This window comes from Haladaptatus litoreus (assembly GCF_900156425.1).
Taxonomy (GTDB): Archaea; Halobacteriota; Halobacteria; order Halobacteriales; family Haladaptataceae; genus Haladaptatus; species Haladaptatus litoreus.
Genome location: NZ_FTNO01000006.1, coordinates 237,938 through 256,632, shown reverse-complemented (window position 1 = coordinate 256,632; position 18,695 = coordinate 237,938). Strand labels below are relative to the sequence as shown.

The following is an 18,695-nucleotide window of genomic DNA, read 5'->3' as shown; positions in this document are numbered from 1 at the left end:
GTTCCATCGCATCCATATCGAGAACGTGGTTCGGGAGAACGCACCGAACATCCTGAAAGAGCGTTTTATCGCCGATGAACGCGCTTTCGTTGTTTTTGAACTGTGACGAGTTCATGAACGCCACGGCGTCCGGGTTTTTCTGCTGTTCGACATCGACCGAATCGAACAGCAGTTTCAGCGAGGTGGTGACCAACCGAGAATCGGTGTGGTAGTAGACGGATTTGTGCGCGAGGGCGTCCGGAATCACGGTCGTCGACTCGCCGTCGGAGTAGAGAAGCACGTACCGGCCCGTGAGCGACTGCGACCGTCGAAGTACTTCGTTCAGTGATTTGCTGGCAGTATCCTGTATCCACTTCCGGACTGTCGGACCGTTCGGGATAACTGCATCGCCGATAACTGCGAGTTCGTTACCGTCCTCCGACACCTGCTGAACCGGAAGCACTTCGGAGTAATAGATGTCCAGTTTGTCCGTATACTCGGCGTGAGAAAATCCGGTTGGCGGCTCCGGTTGAAACGTCGAATCACATACGAAAAACTGATTTTGATGTTTCACGCGATTGTTCTTACTCATTATGTAATTCGACTCGTAATACCTGATTAAAGCTATCGGCCACCAGAAATTCATGAAAATATTAATTTAGAAAGAAGGAGAATTTGTAGATATTAACATAAATACATTAATATTGTTTTTTGATATATTTAACCATCGTTGAGAAGATGTGGTGGAAGCCTTGGTTGAGTAAATCACGGAGAATGCGAGGGATTCGAACCCATGGACGCCTCCGCGAGCGGGCCTTAAGCCCATTGCCGTTGGCCTGGCTTGGCACCCTCGCCTGCCGGTCGATTACTTCGTTCGGAATAAGTGGTTTACTAATTATGGGAGGACGCTAAGAGATGACTTCGTGTTGAGAGGAGTAGAGAACCAGTCTAGAAAACATAGTTTTATCTATTCCAAAATTTATCATAAATAACGTGATCTCTTCGAAGGTACCATTTGCGGTTGCGCTTGCTCTCATGCTCGTCATCGCAGGATGTAGTACTACTAGCGAAACTACAACAACATCGACAACACCTGCGGCCAATACTACACAATTGTCAGCGACAACGCAACCATCGACAACCGAAATACCTAGCATAACACAGACGACGACAACACTATTAGCGACATCTTCAACAGCAGCACAAACGAGTACATCCACAACACAAACCACGACAGCGCAACCGACAACAATCACAACATCAGCGCCAACACAAACCACAGCGTCCACCCCAACACCAACGCAGACAACTCCGGAACCAACACCGACAACACAAGCAGCTCGTGGGCCAGAAAGTGGGACTGAATGGACAGTCACTGTCACCCGAGTCATCGATGGGGATACGATGGAAGTCGAGTTTCTGAACGGTGAAACCGACACTCTCCGCCTTTTGGGAGTTGACACGCCGGAAACAACATTGAGTCGGACGAACCCTAGTGAATTCGAGGGAATCCCAGATTCGACGGCTGGACGCGACCATCTCTACGAGTGGGGCGAGCGGGCAAACCAGTTTGCGACTGACGAATTGGACGGGAAAACAGTCCAGATAGAGTCCGATCCGGAAGCCGACCGACGAGGGAGCTATGGACGACTCTTGGTCTATATATACGTCGATAGTGAGAACTTCAACCGACAGCTATTGACGGACGGATACGCCCGATTGTACGAGAGTTCGTTCTCGAAACGAAGCGATTTCGAGACTGCCGAAGCGAACGCCCAGCAGAACAAGGTTGGATTGTGGGATTTCGACGAACCAACCTCGACGCCCGAACCAACTCCAACGGCGACTGAAATGACCGAAGCGCCATCTGATAGCGTAGATATCCCACCACTGCCGTCGGATGGCGACTACGACTGTAGTCACTTCGATACACAGGAACAGGCCCAAGCCGTGCTTGAGCAGGATCCGAGTGACCCTCATCGGCTTGACGGCGACGATGACGGCGTTGCCTGTGAATCACTCTAAACGATTTCGACGTTATTTATACAGCTTCGTTGATTCCTCAGAAGTAGAGTCGAGATAATATCGCTATTTTTTGAGAACAGATCATCAAATGACCAACCCACTCTATTTTGCGCTACTGTAACAGTATTCTCAATCTCTGTCAGGGCGCTAGAATTCACAGGAATGAGCTAGTGGTAGTACCGAGACTGGAGGTTAGTTGCTGATGGGTCTGGAGCCCTATCTGGAAGCGCTGAATAATCTTTGACTGGTGTTCTGGACATGCAATGGGTACGATTGCCCCGTCCTGGACCGGGACTATGGATTGGGCTGCAGAGTATGACGCGAAACGACAGCCAGGACATGAGATACCACCAGCGGGGTGGTGATGGAGAAGCGTTGCTGTGTCGTCAGAGGTGAGTCCACAAACCGAACTGAACTGCTCAAGATGGTCATCACAACTGAGCACAGGAATTCGAAGCTGATCCAGGAGGAGAAATGACACGGCTTGCTGGCTCTCGGGATCGAGAGCAGATTGGCACGCATCACAATCGATAGCTGGGAGATCGTCGGTGATTTCCGACTGTTGCTGAAAATCTGATTGATTCATTGTGTAGTGTCGCAGGGTGCAATACGGATAAGTAATTGGGCGCTCGCAGTGCTGGGTTGTGTCAAGAGCATCGATCCAACGGGCGAACGTTCGCCCGTGGTCCGCTTCCCCGAACTCGTGGTACTGCCAGGCACTTCTGTTGCACCCTTATTACTCTGCAATTGTTTTGAGTAGAATCGACAAGAAACAGTTCTGCGGCGTGATCGTTATTACGCACAAACTATTTCTGAATGGAATGTTCATCCGAAAATATCAATGGAAAGCCGTGAAAATTGGATAACGATTGCCTTTGTTGTCGTAGCCCTCCCCGCAGCGTACGCTGTCAACTTTTTACTGGAATCAAACGACATCGCTCAAGATACGGCCTTCATGATCTCGTTTTTCGTACTGCTTGTTGTTGGCGTTGGTCTCCCAAGATTTGTAACGCGTAGTGGATGACCTCATTCATGCACTGTCAGTACTTGACGACATCAAGTAGTACGATCGTCGTCGGGATTACGTCGTATCTGTTAATCGTGCACCCGCGCTGACGGTGTGCGTTCGCTGGGCGGTGCCATCCGAGACTGTCAATTGGCGTGTCATGAATAAAAAAATGCTGAAGCGGTGGTTAGTTCGGCAGTTCCTTTCGTCCCGTTCGCACGCACGGCCAGCAGGGGAAACTATCGAGACCGTTGCAGTCACAGTCTTCGGGTTCGGTCTCGTCTTCGTCCTCAGACGGGAAGGCGTCGAGCGTCCCGTCGTCAGTTGCGTTTTCGACGGCGGCCATGTGTTTGCAGAAGGCGTTGCGGTGGACGTAATGCGGACACGTGCAGGCCATCAGTTCTTCGGTCACGTCGTCGCCTTACTTAGGAGAGAATGTAAGAAAGGGATATGAGTAAGAAGCACGTAGTCAGAGATTGAGAGAGCATGTCAGTTGAAAAATCAGCTCGGGTAACAAGCAAAGGGCAAGTTACAATCCCAAAGCCAATTCGAGAACGGCTCGGTATCGACGAAGGAACGACGGTCACCTTCGAAATTCACAACGATGGCACAGTAACCGTCTCGCCAGAGAAAGACTCTTGGGAGTTACTCAAAGAAATCCAACAGACGCCACGGAAGACCGATAAGAGTGTTTCAGAACTCCTTTCGGAATCCAAACGTGCCTGGAGCAAATACGACTAGATGCTTTTTGCCGATTCATGGGCCTGGTTGGAACTTACTCTTGAGGGTGAAAACGAAGCGCAAGCACGTGAGGTGATCAAGCGTGGGGAAGAAGAAGGGATGATTGTCGCAACAACTGTCCTGGCCGAGGTATACTACATTCTCGACCGTGAGAAGGGAACAACCACTGCTGAGAAAACAATGGAGATGATCAGTGGCTTCGACCATCTTGACATTCTCCCAGTTACACCCTCAATCGCCATTCGTGGCGCACAGCTACGACGGAAATATTATTCTCAAGCCGATGAGAGAACCCCATCCTATGCAGATATGATTCATCTTGCAACCGCTGAAGAAGTAGCAGGTTGTGATCTTCTCTGTACAGGTGATTCTGACTTCGAGGATATCACCGAAGTAGAGTGTCACGTATTCTGAGCATGCAACTGCACTTCGTCAACTCATAGTTCTTCACTGAAGCGGTGGTTAGTTCGGCAGTTCTTCCGTCCCGTTCGCACGCACGGCCAGCACGGGAAGCCATGGAGGCCCTCACAGTCGCAGTCGTCGGGTTCGGTCTCGTCATCGTCGGAGGGGAAGGCGGTGAGCGTTCCGTCGTCAGTTGCGTTTTCGACGGCGACCGTGTGCTTGCAGAATGCGTTTCGGTGGACGTGATGCGGGCAGGTGCAGGCCATCAGTTCGTCAGTCACGTCGTCGATGGAGACTGTGTACTGATGGTCTGCGGGCTTGTCGTGGCTCTCGTTGGTAACGTCAACGAGTCCGGGAGCTTCGACGTCGAAGGAAAACTGTTCGGCCATAAAACCGAGGAAGATGAACTTGCATCAGTAACTATTGAAAATGGCGACTTTTCTCCGAATGAGAATTATGTTACGATCACAAATAAATCTGAATCTGTCGAGAAGGAGGATGACCGTGAGGAAACTCGGTATGGACGTGAATTGATTCCACATCATCGCATTCTCCGCATTGAGACAACTGATGTGGTAACCAAACGTAGTGGTTCTGGTGTCCATTCAGTTTAGATAACAATCTAGCTCACCGATACATGTGTTGAGCGTAGGCCGATTGCAGGCCATTGTGTAGCCACACAAATTTATTTGCATGTATGAGTTTGCAGGCATGCAAAGACTGATGATGGTCGATGAAAGACATTTCCACGGGTACCACTTGCGACAGGTATCCGCCGACTAAATAGCAGGGTATCTGACGGGATGGTCTACACGCACCAATCCCGTTCTGCTTCCATACTTCCCTAAAGAACTGAAATTTTCCTCGTTTTTAACTATGTCAGATTCATTTGCATGGTTAACTAAAACGCTATACAGCGCGGGGATGAATATGTAATGACATCGAATGTCCGATGAATCTAGTATCTTGGGTGACGATAAGGGTCGGGCAACTCGCCTTGTAGTACTCTAATGAATAGTTGCGAAAATCAACGAAAAGACTGAATAACCTACTCGTTGTACAGAGTAGTGTCGGGCATAGTTGCTCGATGGCGATTCATCCAATCAAAGGAAAGGTTCAATGGGGATGTGTTTACGAGCCGCCCCCGTTGCGCTTCCATACCATCATACCACAGACAATTAGCACGTAGCCTGGCGTATGAAGTCGATGTCGCGGTCGTTCACGTATGAGGGGATTCGTTGTGTAGATTCTAGTTTCTGCTGTGATCGAGCGTTCTTCGTTTCTTCTTGGATGATGAGAGAACAAAATCCCAGGCGAAACTATACACTCTTCCTTCTCGGTATAGGTTCCGAACAGGGACTGATGATGAGAGACGATTTCAAAGATGATTTTGCCCTCACAGAAGACGTTGCGTACCTCGATGCAGCGAATATCGGGCTCGTCCCGGAACCAGTCATCGAAACGGCGACGGAGATCTTCGCGGACATCGCCCGCGGGGGCACGAGGGAACTAAACGAACAACGGGAGGCGATGGTCTACGACAATCTGCGAGAGGAAAGTGCAGCCCTGTTCGGCTGCACTCCTGACAACGTTGCCGTTTTCAGTAGTACGACGGAGGCGCTCAACGTAATCGCGTGGAGTCTCGATTTGGGGAATGGGACGATTATCTCGACAGACGTCGAATTCCCCAGTGTCACTTATCCCTGGATACGTATTGCCCGAACCCAGGATTTAGACGTGGTACTCGTCGAATCCGAAAACTGGATTGTTCCAGAGGAAACGTTGCTCAGTCGAATTACCGCAGACACTGCAGTCGTCGTCTTGAGTCATGTGGAGTACCTCACGGGCCAGCGGTTCGACCTCCAACGCATCATCGAACACGCGCATGAGATGGGGGCGATTGTAGTCGTCGATGGCATTCAGGCTGCAGGATACCTCCCGTTAGACCTCCAGGAGATGGGCGTGGACGTCTATATCACTGGGAGTTACAAATGGTTGCTCGCTCCCTTCGGCGCCGCAGTAGTATATATCAATGAAGATCTTCGGACAGACCTTGAGCCCGCCTTCGTGGGCTGGCGGTCAGTCGAGGAGATGTGGAATCTTGATGCCACGACCCTCACGTATGCACCTGCAGCACGAAAGTTCGAGTACAGCACGAGTGCCTACGACGTCAAACTCGCCATGGCAGAATCAATCAAGTACTTGCGAACGATTGGGATCGAGAACATCTACGATCACAATCGGGAGTTGGTCACAATGTTGCGCCAGGAAGTACGCAACATCGAAGGGACAGAAATCATTACGCCGGGAACTGAAGGCTCTCGCCTTACGTTCTCCGTCGATGATATGGAGGGTGCTGAGATCGAACGGCGCCTCCAGAATCTGTCCAGGCCAATCGAGGTCAGCATCCGATCGGGGTTGATTCGGGTCTCACCCCATATTTACAACACGGAAGCCGACATCCAGTACGCAATTGAGCAATTCAAGGAGATTCTGGAAGGTCGCTGATAGCCACCGAGCGCAAATGAATCGCTATCGAGATAGTGATCTGACTATTGGTAGTGACGTGCGGCATCATCCTCAGTACTAATGCTGTGGTAATATCTATTGAGAATTGCAAAAATTATCGAATTTACCTAAACTACTGTACTTGCGATCATCCAGACAAAGAAGAGAATTCCTATCCAGAAAAGCAACTGGAGTAGTAGAAATATTCGAATTTTGTATGCTGAATTGCTTGGCCCCATGGTACCAATGCACATTTATAGAGTATTTGTTATATACTACCACATACCAGTAGTAGGCAGCGACTACTCAGAGGCTTCGGGGGTATGCTGATAATGGTGGGTTTTCAGGCTTCCACACGTTTTTGTGTCGATTCATCTGCTCAACTCCATACCGAAAATGAAAAAAGCTCATTAGAAAATTCTTGGAGGACATTCACCAGTTCACGTTCTATTTCTGATGTCTGTAGAAAGACCTTACGTGGTTATCGATGCCGCAAACTTATGTGGAACTGAGCAACCATGGCTTCCATCCTCGTCTGCTACGCCACTGGTGAAGGACAAACCGCGAAAGTAGCTGACCACATCGCCAACAGCTCACCGCGAATGGTCGCGAAATGTCGTCGATGTGACTGAGAGCGAGTGGGAACGGGAACCGTGGACGGTGACCCAGGAAGGTGACACCATCTATGGGCGTGGTGTGGCCGATATGAAAGGTGGGTTAGGAGCAATATTACTTGTGCTCGAAGCAATTGAGGAGACAGGGGTTGAGCTCGGTGGAGACCTCATCTTCCAAAGTGTTGTTGAGGAAGAGGATGGCGGTATCGGCGGTGCTTTATCCGTACTCGAACGGGGCTATGTCCCTGATGCAGCTGTAATAGCTGAGCCGTTCGATATTCCAAATATCGGTATTGCAAGTGCGGGAGTCATGTATTTCCGAGTAGAGGTGCCTGGAAAGAGTGTTCATGCTGCTGGGGACATGAGGGAGTCGATGCCATTGGAAATGCAACGAAGATCTACCAAGCGATAGAAGAGCTTGACCAACAACGAAAAGCTGCAATCGACTACGAGCCCGCCTATCGAAGTGATCCAGCCCTCGAAGGGAATGTGACGAATATCAATATCGGGATGATCGAAGCCGGTGATTGGCCTTCGACACTCCCTAGTAAGGCAATTCTGCAAGGCCGTGTCGGATGGCCACCTGGTGAAAGTCGAGAAGACGTTCGAGAGCAGATCGAGAGTACGATACAGGAGGCAGCAAATGATGATCCTTGGCTCAAAGATCATCATCCATCGGTTGAGTGGTTCGGGTGGCAGGCAGTCCCGCATGAAATCAGTCAGGAGGCAGAGATTGCGCAGATCTCAAAGCAAAATGCGGAACGAGTTACGGGAGAATCTGGGTCATTTGTAGGTGGCAATGCCGCACTCGATGAGCGGTTTTACGCACTCTACTACGATACTGACGCAGTTTCAGTCGGCCCAGAGGGCTGGAACCTTCACGGAGCTGATGAACACACCACGGTCCCTGAATTGCTTGAGACAGCGAAAACGATCGCTGGGGTTGCTGTCGACTATTGTGGCGTCGACAACTGAGAAGCGTCCTTCCTCATACATTTTTATGAAATGGTGTTATATATTCCCAATTATCGACGGTTCACCTTTTGCCGCGTGATTTGTCTAGCCGGTCACCCCAGAGTGAGCCCCATTGAAACGTGATAGACAAACGGAGGGGTAATTATCAACCAATAATAGTAGGTACTATTATTCTTATAGAGCGTCTCTTTGTCGTCTATGACGAACTTCGAATACCGATCACCGCGAACCCCGCTTGGCCTCCTGGTTGGAGCGTGGGCCATTTGGTCACTCTTTGAGATTTGGACGAGCGGAATTGATTGGCGGAGTGGTGATGCTATTGCGACTGTAGGAGCATTCACTGCAGTCAGTCTCGGCTGTCTCGTGTGGGCAATTGGGGCAACGACTGGTGATTCGTTGGAACGACCGACTCTGTATCGGCGACTTATGCAGCTCTTTGGCGGTCTTGGGATTGTGTTTCTCAGTGCAATTGCTCTTTCAGTGATGTTCTGAGTCAGCTGGCGGACTCAAGTCGTTATTCATCACTCTAGGAATGGATTTACCTTCAAGGAGCAATACAACATCTATGGTCTCCACAGAACTCTCTTCAAGAGCTTTGTTCAGGTGCTATCTTCACTCGAGAGGATGGTGGCTGGTGATCCTCGCAATTCCTGTTCTATTCGCTCTCTGGTTCGTGGTGACGATCTTTACAATGAGTATCGCCAGATTTGTTCCGCTCAATGTCTCTGGGTATTTGACGACGTATCTTGCTGGGGGAATCATCCTCATTAGTTATGCAGCGGCGCTTCTCTCCCTGCCTGCCGTGTATTCTGACCGCCAATATGTCCGGAAGCACTCCGAGTGGAAGCCAACTATTCTCTATTACTTCATGGTCATTCCGCTGCTTAATGTCCCAATTGCATGCCTCTATCTGTACTTTCGACATCGGCATATTGGAATTCCGTGATAGTCTCAGTATGCGCTCTGACTGCAAACGAGAGTGAGCGCGATGAACAGGGACGATTTGCAGAGAGAATGAAGTACTCTTACCACCATATATCGTTTGGGTCAATTAGTATGGTGAGATTCAATCAAACTAACAAGACGTCGTCAGAGTGGAAATACGCACTTATTGGCGGACTCATATCTATCCCACTGACTGTCGGATACAATTGGTTCTTTGAACCAGAGATCTACTCACTCATAATGGCGACTATTGGGGGAATGATTGCAAGCTATCTGGCGAAACGTAACGCACTGAGGATCTATCGTACGGGTATCGGTGCTGGAGCTCTTGGTGCTATTCCAGCACTGGTGATGGCGTTCAGTCCTCTCTCTGACATCGCCACCAAATGGCTTGGGTCCGGTGCAATCGTCTTTACGGTGATCGTCGTTCCATTGGTTATAATGGCTATCTTGGCTATCGGAGCCGTATTGGGTTTCATCGGAGCCGCAATTGGTGGTTGGTTAGCTACGAAGTTTGGCAATCGAAACACAGTACACCCCGCAACGTAGTGCGGCTTATGGATCAATTGCCACCTTAGCTGTCCGCTACCTATTCGAGAGTGAAATTGTGTAAAAGCCAAATTTACGCCGAAGTCGATCCGCTACTACGTGAATTTGTTTATAATATGAGGTGCCCTGTTAGCTCGTTGCATCTTCGATGAGCGTATACAATCCATAGGCAAACTGTTTGAGCCCATAGAACGCACAAACAATCCAGACGATCAGTGCTGGAATCGCAGCGATCACCGGATCAAATATGATCCCAAGTGCCGATGCAACGATACTACTAATCGAAAGGAGGACTAAGCCAACAAGACCGTTGATTGCGGCATCGATTGCAGCCGTGTGTCGAGGTATAATCTCACATCGTATTATAGGGTATAAAGTAACAAGAATCGGTCACACTACGTCAATCAGCTAAGCGGTGTCGTTCGTTACGACGTTTGCTTTCGTCGAATGTGAACGAGTTGACCAATATCCAGGAAATACACTGAATACAGCCCACCAAGCACCAGAATCCCCCAATAGCTGAGTAACCGATACAAGAGAACAACCCCGCCAGCGGTTCCCGCATCCAAGCTAGTCAGCGCAATAATCATCCCACCGAGCATAACTTCAACACCACCAAGACCACCTGGAAGTGGAATGACTCGTGCAACCCCACTCGCAGGAATCAGAAAAAGCGGGAGTAGTATCGAGATATGCCGGTCAAGTGCGAGAAAACTCGCATAGAGGGGAAGGCAGAAACAGATCCACCCGATGACTGACCATCCGAGTGCGAGTCCGATTTGCCGGCGGTTCTCCAGCACGAGGTTGATTTCGGTCGAATACGAGCGCACTCGTAAGTGAAGATATTCGCGAATGAATCGGGTGCGGGCCTTTACTGGACGGAGACGAAGGTGGAGACGCTGTGTCCGATTTCCACTCAGTGCACGCAGCACTGAGAGCAGCCGGATACCCACTACCATTATCCGACGTAAAAGCAGGTGCTTGTATCGATACAGCGTGGACGTGGCGGCCAGAAATCCACCTGTGAGGAGGATCGCGACGTGGAGCGAGGGAATGGGGATAAATGCCAGAACAGACTGACCTCGAAAGGTGTTTTACATTGCGCACGGAGACAGTAGTGACACTTTGATCGCTATTGATACGACCACTGGTGAGCAACGGTGGAGTAGTGAACCGCTATCTGCTCTTGCCGGCCTCTCAGTAGCTGACGGGACTGTTTACGTCGGTGGCAGACAAACAGTCGAAGACGGTGAAGATGAAGCAAGAGTGCTTGCTATTGATCCCATGTCCGGCGAGTCCAAGTGGGACCTCGGGTTACCCAGTCGCACTAAATTCACAGATGTTCACGATGGACTCAGTGCCACGACACCAGTCGTAACGGATGGGATGCTTCTAGTTTCTTCGACACAGCATGATATCCTTCCAGAATGGTACGAGAGTATCGGGTACGTCCGATATGAAACCCTCTATCGCATCGAAGCAACCGAGACATCCAACAACGATGATTCACAAGACGATGACTCGGATGGTGACAATTCAAACAAAGATGAGTCAAGCGAGGACCGGTCGGATACGGATGAGTCGGATACCGGTTCCGAGGATTCAGGTGAGGAAGAACAATACGACGACACCGAAAACGACTGTTAAACTTACTAAGACCATCACAGTTACAGTCGTCTAGTTCGGCATCGTCGTCTTCGAAGCGTAACACCTTGAGCGTCACGTCGTCGATGGATGCGGTATGCTAGTGGGCTGCGGGGTTCTCGTGGCTCTCGTTGGTGACAGTGAGGAGTCCGGGGGCATCGACGTTGAAGGAGAATTGTTCGGCCTGTGCGCGTTTCTGTGCCGTCTCGGCAACTTCAAGTTCACTAGACGATTTCGTTGACATGGTCTTTCCATGGATTCGGAAGACCGGTGCCGGGTGTTAGAGCACCCGGCGCGTTTCTACACACGCCCGGGGGCATCGTTCTTCCTGCGTGAAAAATTGCCAAATGATTAATTATGTAGTGTCTCGTAACTTTTGTAATGGAGCCTTCCATTACTAATCGGAAACTTCCCGCAGGGTGGGCACACTCACCACATCGAGGGGATGGATTTGGCGGGACTCACGAGAGTGCTCATTTTGAACTACGAGCTGAGCCGATTGACGTGAGGGCAAATCGACCCGAAGAAGCACAGTGGGAGCTAAATCTCGTTCACCAAATAAAAGACGAATATAAAACTAACTATCTAATTGGTTATGTTGCTACAAAGCAGAAAGCTATAAACCAAATTGTTTATTTAATGAAGCGACTGAATGAGGAGCTTAAACTACAAGAATCAATACGAGTGTTTAACCCCCAAGATTTCATCTCTCATCTCGACATTAAGACTCACTCAGATATTTCTTTTGAAAAGATAACTCATGAATGATCCCCTGTTTACCTGGGAAAATCGTGGAAAGCATCATTTCCTACCTGACATAACTCATCGTTTGCTGCGTATTCAACCGCAGCCGTGGTTTGCAGTAAGCGTTCCGATGGACGTGGTGCGGACACGTGCAGGCCATTAGGTCATAGGCCTCCGTCGTCGATTGGGGCGACATAGTGGTATTTTCTATATCAATAATCTAGCACACACAACTATTGGCGGGAGGGACTATCAGAAAGGTATGGCCAGCGAACCCGATGAATTCAACCGGAGTCTGATAGGGATCGGGATCGCAGTTGGAATTGGTATTGGGGTTGCACTCGGTATCGCAGTGAATAATTTCACACTCGGAATTGTGATGGGGATTGTAATTGGTATGGCCCTTGGAATCGCCTTGAACTATACATAGAAGAGACAATTATATCAATGACACACGCAGAAAGCAGCAGTTCACGAAAATCTTCCTCATATCTACCGCTTGTCGCAAGAACTACTTAAACAGCATAAGTGGCGACAAATAGAGATGCCGATGGGATCCTCGAACATGGTTCATTAGATAGTGAACCCATGCGAAATGAGCCATGTACGTACCTTTGGGATTTCACAGGGACTGCCGATGAGACGAACTGCATCCTTCTCCTCGGTAATTGTGATCCTGAATTTGCGTTCGAGGTAGTCACGATTATCGCCCACCTCCTTCTTTGGAAGGACAATCTGTGTATGGTCACGGAATACGCTGGCACTCACCATTAATTACAGTTGCGTATAAGTCTAAAAAAGAGTATCGTTTTGAACGTGAAAAAATGGTCGAACCAATGCCAATCACACTGAATTCAATCTCCCACTATAATCCACAATTGAAAATATCGAATAAATAATCGAGAGAGTGGATATATCGGCAATCCGACTGCCGCAGTCTTCGCACACCAGCCACCACTTGGGTGCAGTGAAGCGTTCGCAGTGCCGCGAAGTGTCGAGGGCACGGTAGCCTTCGAGTACCTCGTCTACCAAGTCCGGTGAGCAGGTTTTGTCAGTGATCGTTCAGGCTCTGTAAGTTCGCTGAATAGCCGATTCATGATCAGTGAGGTTGCAATCTCAATTATCTCATCATGGTCTTCGTCATCTTTGAAGAGAGGGACACACCCACCAGCCATTTGACGATGTCCTCCTAAACTTCCCATCGAACCAAACGTTTGGTCCAGCAATTCGCCGACGTGGGTAGCTGGGTCGGTTGATCGTGCACTAAATTGAACCTCATCGTTGATGACGCCGAAAACGACCGCAATATTGACCCCTTGGAGGTTCAATAGAAAATCAGCTGCCTGCGGGAGCGCGTCTCGCTCGGTGGTCTCTCCAGCAAACGAGACCAAGGACGATTGCTGGATTTTGCGATTGTCAATTGCCTCGCTCAATGCATCGATTGTCTCTGGCGTATACGGGACATTCAACAGGTTTGCAAAAAGGCCTTGATCAATAAATGGATGGAGATACTCTGCTGCAGCATATTCTTGGGCAGATACTTTACGTGTAAACCCGAGTGTATCGGAGCGAATTCCGATCAACAGTGCGGTTGCAAGATCACTTTCGGGAATGATCTGAAGATCGTATAGATATTCAACCAAAATTGTCGCGGTCGAACCGACGTTCTCACGCCGATCAATGACATCAGCTGTTACATGCGGTGCTGGATGATGATCGAGGACGATATCGATGCTAGCAGTCGCTCGGACATCATTGTTCTCGCCAGGAACTGAATGATCGACGAATGCAACGGTATCATGTTTCTCTAACAGTTCGTTTTCAAAGTTCACTAATGGGATGTCAAGACGATTAACGAGGGCTCGATTTTGTTGATGAGAAATGCCACCATTGTACGTAATAGTGATTCGTTCTACTCCAGCATACTCTCCAATCCGTTTGAGCGCAAGTGCACTCGCTAGGCAGTCAGGATCCGGGTTGTTGTGGCAAACGATGAGCAAGGATTCCTGATTCTGAAGATGGTCAACTACCTGCTGTGCACGAGTCACAACAATAATACTTCGACTACTCAAGCATGAATCTATAGGCTAGTTGAAGTTGCACCATAGTACAGAACAACACTCTTTTTAATAGAATCCGGTCAGTGTGGTTTCCTGGATATTCCCTATTTCTCATAAATGGTGTCTCAGAGACTCTTCTTCCGGAATTTGTATGTAGAATGCTATCCTAACTCACGATATCTTTTTATAGAAGTTCAAACAATCATAATACGTTGTAAAAATGCATCGATTAAATACGTTCACTCAACTAGAAGAAATGATCGAACAGATGCATCGCTCGATGATTGGGAGCAACTCAGTTGGAGCAGGCACCAGGCAGAGACGTAGAACCGGGAGAGACTCTTCATCCGTACGAAAGTCCTCGGTGAATCTCATGGCTGAGCCGGTGGATGGTGAATACATCGTTACTGCTGATCTACCTGGCTTCGAAAAAAATGAAATCGACCTCCGTTTCGAGGATAACATTCTCACGATGGAGGGTTTCAAGAACCATTCAGAGGAACCATCCGACGGTGTAGGAGCCTTTGCACACGGTCAACAGCGCCACGCCTGCGAGCAAATCCGCCTTCCGGTGACGATCGATAAAGAGGCCATTTCCGCGAGTTATCGAAATGGCGTCCTCGAAGTGCATCTTCCGTTCTATGACGATTCGGACGATGACCGCTCCCGGATAGAGATACAATAACCACACTCTCACAGCACAAATGAAACTCACCGTAAAACCAGTACACAAGAAAGACGCAGGTCGCGGGCTTGCCGTACTCAATCGAACAATCATGGACGAGTTGGGGGTACAGAGTGGTGACTACGTCCGTATCGCCGGTTCGCACGACACCAGTATCGTTGCTCGGGTTTGGCCGGGGTATGCAGGATCGCCGGATCAGACTGTGATCCGCATTGATGGGGAGTCCCGCAATGCAGTGAACGTCGGTATTGATGACCAGGTAGCAGTCGAACGAGTCGACATCAAGTCGGCAGACACTGTTACGGTTGTACTTCCTCAATCCCTTCGAATCCGGGGGAATGTGAGTAGCCTCATTCAGGATCGGCTCTCCGGACAAGCCGTTCAGGAAGGTCAAACAGTCCGTATTTCATTGGGTATCGGGTCAATATTTGCTAGCTCGAACCAAACGATTCCACTGCAGATTGCCACTACTGACCCGGCTGGCACAGTTGTTGTCAGCGATGCAACAACCATTGAGGTAAGCAATCACAGAACAGAACACGTATCGAAAGAGGCGGAAGAGGAGGTAGAATCCAGCGCACCGATGGTGACCTACGAGGACATTGGTGGTCTCGAAGACGAACTCGAACAAGTCCGAGAGATGATCGAGCTCCCAATGCGTCATCCAGAGTTATTCCAACAACTTGGCATCGATCCACCGAAGGGAGTACTGCTTCATGGTCCACCTGGGACAGGGAAAACACTCATCGCAAAGGCGGTCGCCAACGAGATCGATGCCCACTTCCAAACGATCTCCGGTCCAGAGATCATGTCGAAATATTACGGCGAGAGTGAAGAGCAACTTCGCGATGTGTTCGAAGAGGCCGAAGAAAATGCTCCCGCGATCGTCTTTCTGGATGAATTAGACTCGATTGCACCAAAACGTGGCGAGACGAGCGGCGATGTTGAGCGACGCGTTGTCGCACAACTCCTCTCGCTGATGGATGGCCTCGAAACCCGTGGTCAAGTGACTGTAATTGGTGCAACGAACCGCGTCGATGCAATTGATTCAGCACTCCGTCGGGGTGGCCGGTTCGATCGTGAAATCGAGATTGGTGTTCCCGATACGGATGGGCGCACAGAGATTCTCCAGGTTCACACCCGTGGTATGCCATTAGCTGAAGAGATTGACCTCGATGAGTACGCTGAAAAAACACACGGGTTTGTTGGCGCAGATATCGCTTCATTCACAAAGGAAGCAGCAATGACCGCCCTTCGGCGCGTCCGTCCGCAGATCGATCTAGCCGCTGATGAAATTGATGCTGAGTTCCTCGACACACTCGAAGTCAGTGAACATGACTTCCGGCAGGCCTTCCGCGGAATAGAGCCCTCGGCACTCCGAGAGGTGTTCGTGGAAGTCCCTGATATCACGTGGCAAGACGTGGGCGGTCTTGAGGACACGAAAGAGCGCCTCCGCGAGACAATTCAGTGGCCGCTTGCCTATCCCGAGGTGTTTGACGAGCTTGATCTAACTACGTCAAAAGGAATCCTTCTCTATGGGCCACCGGGAACCGGAAAAACGCTGTTAGCAAAGGCAGTTGCCAACGAGTCAGAGAGCAATTTCATCTCGGTCAAAGGCCCGGAACTCCTGAGCAAATGGGTTGGTGAATCTGAGAAAGGTGTCCGCGAAATCTTCAGTAAAGCACGTTCGAATGCGCCAACTATCGTGTTCTTCGACGAACTCGACTCCATCGCCGGGGAGCGTGGCCAGCAGACGGGTGATTCAGGCGTCTCTGAACGCGTTGTCTCTCAGCTGTTGACCGAGCTCGATGGCCTTGAGACTCTTGAGGATGTCGTCGTTATCGCGACAACTAATCGTCCAGATCTCATTGATGATGCACTCGTCCGACCAGGACGACTTGATCGGCACATTCATGTGCCTGTTCCGGACGAAGAAGGGCGAGAGGCAATCTTCTCGGTGCACACCCGCGACAAGCCACTAGCTGGCGATGTCGACTTAGAGTGGCTTGCTGCAGAAACGGAAGGGTATGTTGGTGCCGATATTGAGGCAGTTGTACGTGAGGCAACGATGACAGCCGCACGAAAGCTCATTATCAGCAGTTCACCGGAAGAGCTTGCAGAGATGATCGGGACAGTCCGGATTACGAAGGAGCACTTCGAAAATGCGTTCGTCGAAGTCCCTCCAAGCGTTACTGCGCGTATGAGAGATCGATATGCAGAGATTGAGCATCGCAGTAAGCGATCAGAACCCGAAAATAGGAGGTCTGAGGCAGAATAGCCAGTGGATACTCGGACCACCTTTGTTTGACTTTTTCAGGCGCTAAGTCCCCTCCTCACGGAGCAACCGAAGGAAAGAGCGACCACTTATAAAACTACGATGAGCAACCCGAACTCCTTGCCCAAAACAGCTGTCTGAACGATTTGAGATAGCTACTCTCGATGTCCGAAAAAATACTCAACGAGGAGAAAATCTCGCGAGAAGAAGTCGCTGATCGATTGCAAGCAATTGCACATGAACTTCGCGAAGGTGGAGATGCCAACATCGACGTCGGCAATAAAACGGTAACGCTCTCACCAGCAGACTCTGTCGGGTATGAAATCGGCACTCGAGAATCGTCATCGGTCCTTTGTGGGAGTCGCGAATCAGTGACCGTTAAACTCGACTGGAAACCCGAGTAAGAGAAGGATTATATATCGTCGGTAGAATTTTGAGACTAACCCACGTTTCTCGATTATGTCCCCATCAGTTCAGAATAGTATCACAGTCGCTCGGTCAGTTCGAACTGAAATACAGGAAAAGCAGGTAACGTTTCTCGCAGGGAGTATCGCATACCATGCATTCATCTCTCTTCTGCCGCTCTTGCTTCTTGCATTTCTAGCGTTTGCAGCGATTGGAAGCACTAACTTACAAACTCAAGTGATCAACTTCGCTGATTCCCTTTCTCCTGCGATTGGTGATCTCGCAGAAACAACTCTTGAGAGTGAACAAGGACGAGCGAGTGCGTCCATCGTCGGGATTCTAACGCTCACATGGGGGGCGTTGAAGCTCTTCCGGGGATTGGATACTGCATTCTCCGAGATCTATGCCGCTGAAACAGATGGATCCATTCTCGACCAGATACGCAATGGGCTCATCGTCCTGTTCGCGATTGGGTTTGCAGTGATTGCGACAATCGTTGCAGGCACACTGCTCGCCCTCTTTCCTTCCGTTCCATTCATCGAACTGCTCAACCCAATCGTGTTGATCGTGGCACTCGTCATCGCATTCTTCCCGATGTATTATCTCTTCCCCGGGGTCGAAACCACACCGCGTGAGGTATTGCCTGGAACAATATTTGCAGCAGCAGGATGGACAGCCCTGCAGGGCCTGTTTCAGATCTATGTGCAAGTAGTTGGCTCAAGTGCCTCGGGTGTTCTCGGCGCGGTACTTCTTTTGGTCACATGGCTCTATTTCAGTGGGTTGGTATTGCTCATTGGGGCAGTGCTGAATGCCGTCCTTTCACACCAAACGAAAACAGCAGATGATCAGACAGAAACACGACAACGATCACTTACATACGATGAAGCTGCTCGGTATGTTCGCCTTGTTCGCGAACGAGTGTTCGGACGATATGAACGCATGGAAGCGATAGAAATGCCAGCCGAAGAATCGTTCTTGAATTCGCTTTCAAATCGACCTGCCACAGTCGAACTGATTGAGGAAATATCGAGGACAGACGATGGCAAGCAGTATGAAATTCGAGTGCGGTGGACCGAAAACAGCAACGAGAATGAGGACTAATCTGGGAAAACGTTCATAAAACGGCTCTTCGATTGTC

At 49.7% G+C, this 18,695-nt stretch carries 22 protein-coding genes and 1 pseudogene; 15 read left to right on the top strand and 8 right to left on the bottom strand.

Annotated elements, in window-relative coordinates:
* Positions 1-571 (bottom strand): hypothetical protein (locus tag BW974_RS21235; RefSeq protein ID WP_139328973.1); only part of this gene is annotated, 571 nt, incomplete at its 3' end.
* A gap of 316 nt (positions 572-887) precedes the next feature.
* Complete coding sequence (locus BW974_RS26760; RefSeq protein ID WP_175609770.1) at positions 888-1,355, bottom strand: hypothetical protein; 468 nt, start codon at positions 1,353-1,355, stop codon at positions 888-890.
* A gap of 28 nt (positions 1,356-1,383) precedes the next feature.
* On the opposite strand from BW974_RS26760, the gene BW974_RS26755 reads away from it, so the two are divergent.
* Positions 1,384-2,004 (top strand): thermonuclease family protein, encoded by a 621-nt coding sequence (locus BW974_RS26755; RefSeq protein WP_076432738.1) that lies wholly within the window; start codon positions 1,384-1,386, stop codon positions 2,002-2,004.
* Between the two features lie 1,193 nt (positions 2,005-3,197).
* On the opposite strand, the gene BW974_RS21210 is transcribed toward BW974_RS26755, so the two are convergent.
* Positions 3,198-3,422, bottom strand: coding sequence for an SWIM zinc finger family protein (locus tag BW974_RS21210; protein ID WP_076432732.1), 225 nt, complete (start codon positions 3,420-3,422; stop codon positions 3,198-3,200).
* 74 nt (positions 3,423-3,496) lie between these two features.
* Between BW974_RS21210 and BW974_RS27575 the strand changes: the two are divergent.
* Positions 3,497-3,604: pseudogene (locus BW974_RS27575) on the top strand (AbrB/MazE/SpoVT family DNA-binding domain-containing protein); the annotation flags it as partial.
* 147 nt (positions 3,605-3,751) lie between these two features.
* Entirely contained in the window at positions 3,752-4,165 is a 414-nt protein-coding gene (locus tag BW974_RS21200; protein ID WP_076432728.1) for a type II toxin-antitoxin system VapC family toxin, read from the top strand.
* A gap of 23 nt (positions 4,166-4,188) precedes the next feature.
* Here the strand turns inward: BW974_RS21200 and BW974_RS21195 are convergent, their stop codons facing one another.
* A complete protein-coding gene (locus BW974_RS21195) occupies positions 4,189-4,542 on the bottom strand; it encodes an SWIM zinc finger family protein (RefSeq protein ID WP_175609769.1) in 354 nt (117 codons plus the stop codon).
* Positions 4,543-5,515: 973 nt separating this feature from the next.
* On the opposite strand from BW974_RS21195, the gene BW974_RS21185 reads away from it, so the two are divergent.
* The 5 genes from BW974_RS21185 to BW974_RS25025 all read left to right on the top strand — a co-directional run bounded on the left by BW974_RS21185 (position 5,516) and on the right by BW974_RS25025 (position 9,744).
* Entirely contained in the window at positions 5,516-6,661 is a 1,146-nt protein-coding gene (locus BW974_RS21185) for an aminotransferase class V-fold PLP-dependent enzyme (RefSeq protein WP_175609768.1), read from the top strand.
* 624 nt (positions 6,662-7,285) lie between these two features.
* Complete coding sequence (locus BW974_RS26750) at positions 7,286-7,687, top strand: M20/M25/M40 family metallo-hydrolase (RefSeq protein WP_245800234.1); 402 nt, start codon at positions 7,286-7,288, stop codon at positions 7,685-7,687.
* Positions 7,654-8,250, top strand: coding sequence for a peptidase dimerization domain-containing protein (locus BW974_RS26745; RefSeq protein WP_368275073.1), 597 nt, complete (start codon positions 7,654-7,656; stop codon positions 8,248-8,250). The genes BW974_RS26750 and BW974_RS26745 overlap by 34 nt, the downstream gene beginning before the upstream one ends.
* A gap of 565 nt (positions 8,251-8,815) precedes the next feature.
* Positions 8,816-9,196 carry a hypothetical protein gene (locus BW974_RS21170; protein WP_076432720.1) on the top strand — a complete coding sequence of 127 codons (381 nt, stop codon included), beginning with the start codon at positions 8,816-8,818 and terminating at the stop codon, positions 9,194-9,196.
* Positions 9,197-9,306: 110 nt separating this feature from the next.
* A complete protein-coding gene (locus BW974_RS25025; RefSeq protein WP_175609767.1) occupies positions 9,307-9,744 on the top strand; it encodes a DUF5518 domain-containing protein in 438 nt (145 codons plus the stop codon).
* A gap of 425 nt (positions 9,745-10,169) precedes the next feature.
* On the opposite strand, the gene BW974_RS21155 is transcribed toward BW974_RS25025, so the two are convergent.
* Complete coding sequence (locus BW974_RS21155) at positions 10,170-10,739, bottom strand: lysylphosphatidylglycerol synthase transmembrane domain-containing protein (RefSeq protein ID WP_281247728.1); 570 nt, start codon at positions 10,737-10,739, stop codon at positions 10,170-10,172.
* Positions 10,740-10,833: 94 nt separating this feature from the next.
* Between BW974_RS21155 and BW974_RS21150 the strand changes: the two genes are divergently transcribed.
* Positions 10,834-11,391 carry an outer membrane protein assembly factor BamB family protein gene (locus BW974_RS21150; protein WP_084186431.1) on the top strand — a complete coding sequence of 186 codons (558 nt, stop codon included), beginning with the start codon at positions 10,834-10,836 and terminating at the stop codon, positions 11,389-11,391.
* Between the two features lie 97 nt (positions 11,392-11,488).
* Here the strand turns inward: BW974_RS21150 and BW974_RS26740 are convergent, their stop codons facing one another.
* Positions 11,489-11,632: a hypothetical protein gene (locus tag BW974_RS26740; protein ID WP_245800233.1), complete on the bottom strand. Its 144-nt coding sequence runs from the start codon at positions 11,630-11,632 to the stop codon at positions 11,489-11,491.
* 137 nt (positions 11,633-11,769) lie between these two features.
* On the opposite strand from BW974_RS26740, the gene BW974_RS21145 reads away from it, so the two are divergent.
* Together BW974_RS21145 and BW974_RS25925 are read left to right on the top strand one after the other, a co-directional pair.
* Positions 11,770-12,156, top strand: a complete 387-nt coding sequence (locus BW974_RS21145) for a hypothetical protein (RefSeq protein WP_076432710.1) — start codon at positions 11,770-11,772, stop codon at positions 12,154-12,156.
* A 238-nt stretch (positions 12,157-12,394) separates the two neighbouring features.
* Positions 12,395-12,562: a glycine zipper domain-containing protein gene (locus BW974_RS25925; protein WP_175609766.1), complete on the top strand. Its 168-nt coding sequence runs from the start codon at positions 12,395-12,397 to the stop codon at positions 12,560-12,562.
* 143 nt (positions 12,563-12,705) lie between these two features.
* Here BW974_RS25925 and BW974_RS27570 read toward each other — a convergent pair whose 3' ends face one another.
* Together BW974_RS27570 and BW974_RS21130 are read right to left on the bottom strand one after the other, a co-directional pair.
* The gene (locus BW974_RS27570; RefSeq protein ID WP_076432708.1) at positions 12,706-12,903 is read right to left on the bottom strand and encodes a VNG_1110C family protein; all 198 of its coding nucleotides are present in this window, start codon (positions 12,901-12,903) and stop codon (positions 12,706-12,708) included.
* A 254-nt stretch (positions 12,904-13,157) separates the two neighbouring features.
* Positions 13,158-14,180 carry a DHH family phosphoesterase gene (locus tag BW974_RS21130; protein ID WP_076432704.1) on the bottom strand — a complete coding sequence of 341 codons (1,023 nt, stop codon included), beginning with the start codon at positions 14,178-14,180 and terminating at the stop codon, positions 13,158-13,160.
* Between the two features lie 385 nt (positions 14,181-14,565).
* Here BW974_RS21130 and BW974_RS21125 point away from each other — a divergent pair, with 385 nt between their 5' ends.
* From BW974_RS21125 to BW974_RS26735, 4 genes are all read left to right on the top strand, one after another.
* Complete coding sequence (locus BW974_RS21125; RefSeq protein WP_175609765.1) at positions 14,566-14,877, top strand: Hsp20/alpha crystallin family protein; 312 nt, start codon at positions 14,566-14,568, stop codon at positions 14,875-14,877.
* 19 nt (positions 14,878-14,896) lie between these two features.
* Entirely contained in the window at positions 14,897-17,155 is a 2,259-nt protein-coding gene (locus BW974_RS21120) for a CDC48 family AAA ATPase (protein ID WP_076432701.1), read from the top strand.
* 161 nt (positions 17,156-17,316) lie between these two features.
* Positions 17,317-17,556 (top strand): amphi-Trp domain-containing protein, encoded by a 240-nt coding sequence (locus tag BW974_RS21115; protein WP_076432699.1) that lies wholly within the window; start codon positions 17,317-17,319, stop codon positions 17,554-17,556.
* Between the two features lie 55 nt (positions 17,557-17,611).
* Entirely contained in the window at positions 17,612-18,658 is a 1,047-nt protein-coding gene (locus tag BW974_RS26735; protein ID WP_076432697.1) for a YihY/virulence factor BrkB family protein, read from the top strand.
* The last annotated feature ends 37 nt before the right edge of the window (positions 18,659-18,695 follow it).

Excerpts from the sequence above, each read along its gene's own strand:
- BW974_RS26755 (WP_076432738.1), top strand. The coding sequence starts at position 1,384 with ATGGAAGTCGAGTTTCTGAACGGTGAAACCGACACTCTCCGCCTTTTG.
- BW974_RS21200 (WP_076432728.1), top strand. The coding sequence starts at position 3,752 with ATGCTTTTTGCCGATTCATGGGCCTGGTTGGAACTTACTCTTGAGGGT.
- BW974_RS21195 (WP_175609769.1), bottom strand. The coding sequence starts at position 4,542 with ATGGCCGAACAGTTTTCCTTCGACGTCGAAGCTCCCGGACTCGTTGAC.
- BW974_RS21185 (WP_175609768.1), top strand. The coding sequence starts at position 5,516 with ATGATGAGAGACGATTTCAAAGATGATTTTGCCCTCACAGAAGACGTT.
- BW974_RS21170 (WP_076432720.1), top strand. The coding sequence starts at position 8,816 with ATGGTCTCCACAGAACTCTCTTCAAGAGCTTTGTTCAGGTGCTATCTT.
- BW974_RS25025 (WP_175609767.1), top strand. The coding sequence starts at position 9,307 with ATGGTGAGATTCAATCAAACTAACAAGACGTCGTCAGAGTGGAAATAC.
- BW974_RS26740 (WP_245800233.1), bottom strand. The coding sequence starts at position 11,632 with ATGTCAACGAAATCGTCTAGTGAACTTGAAGTTGCCGAGACGGCACAG.
- BW974_RS21145 (WP_076432710.1), top strand. The coding sequence starts at position 11,770 with ATGGAGCCTTCCATTACTAATCGGAAACTTCCCGCAGGGTGGGCACAC.
- BW974_RS25925 (WP_175609766.1), top strand. The coding sequence starts at position 12,395 with ATGGCCAGCGAACCCGATGAATTCAACCGGAGTCTGATAGGGATCGGG.
- BW974_RS27570 (WP_076432708.1), bottom strand. The coding sequence starts at position 12,903 with ATGGTGAGTGCCAGCGTATTCCGTGACCATACACAGATTGTCCTTCCA.
- BW974_RS21125 (WP_175609765.1), top strand. The coding sequence starts at position 14,566 with ATGGCTGAGCCGGTGGATGGTGAATACATCGTTACTGCTGATCTACCT.
- BW974_RS21120 (WP_076432701.1), top strand. The coding sequence starts at position 14,897 with ATGAAACTCACCGTAAAACCAGTACACAAGAAAGACGCAGGTCGCGGG.
- BW974_RS21115 (WP_076432699.1), top strand. The coding sequence starts at position 17,317 with ATGTCCGAAAAAATACTCAACGAGGAGAAAATCTCGCGAGAAGAAGTC.
- BW974_RS26735 (WP_076432697.1), top strand. The coding sequence starts at position 17,612 with ATGTCCCCATCAGTTCAGAATAGTATCACAGTCGCTCGGTCAGTTCGA.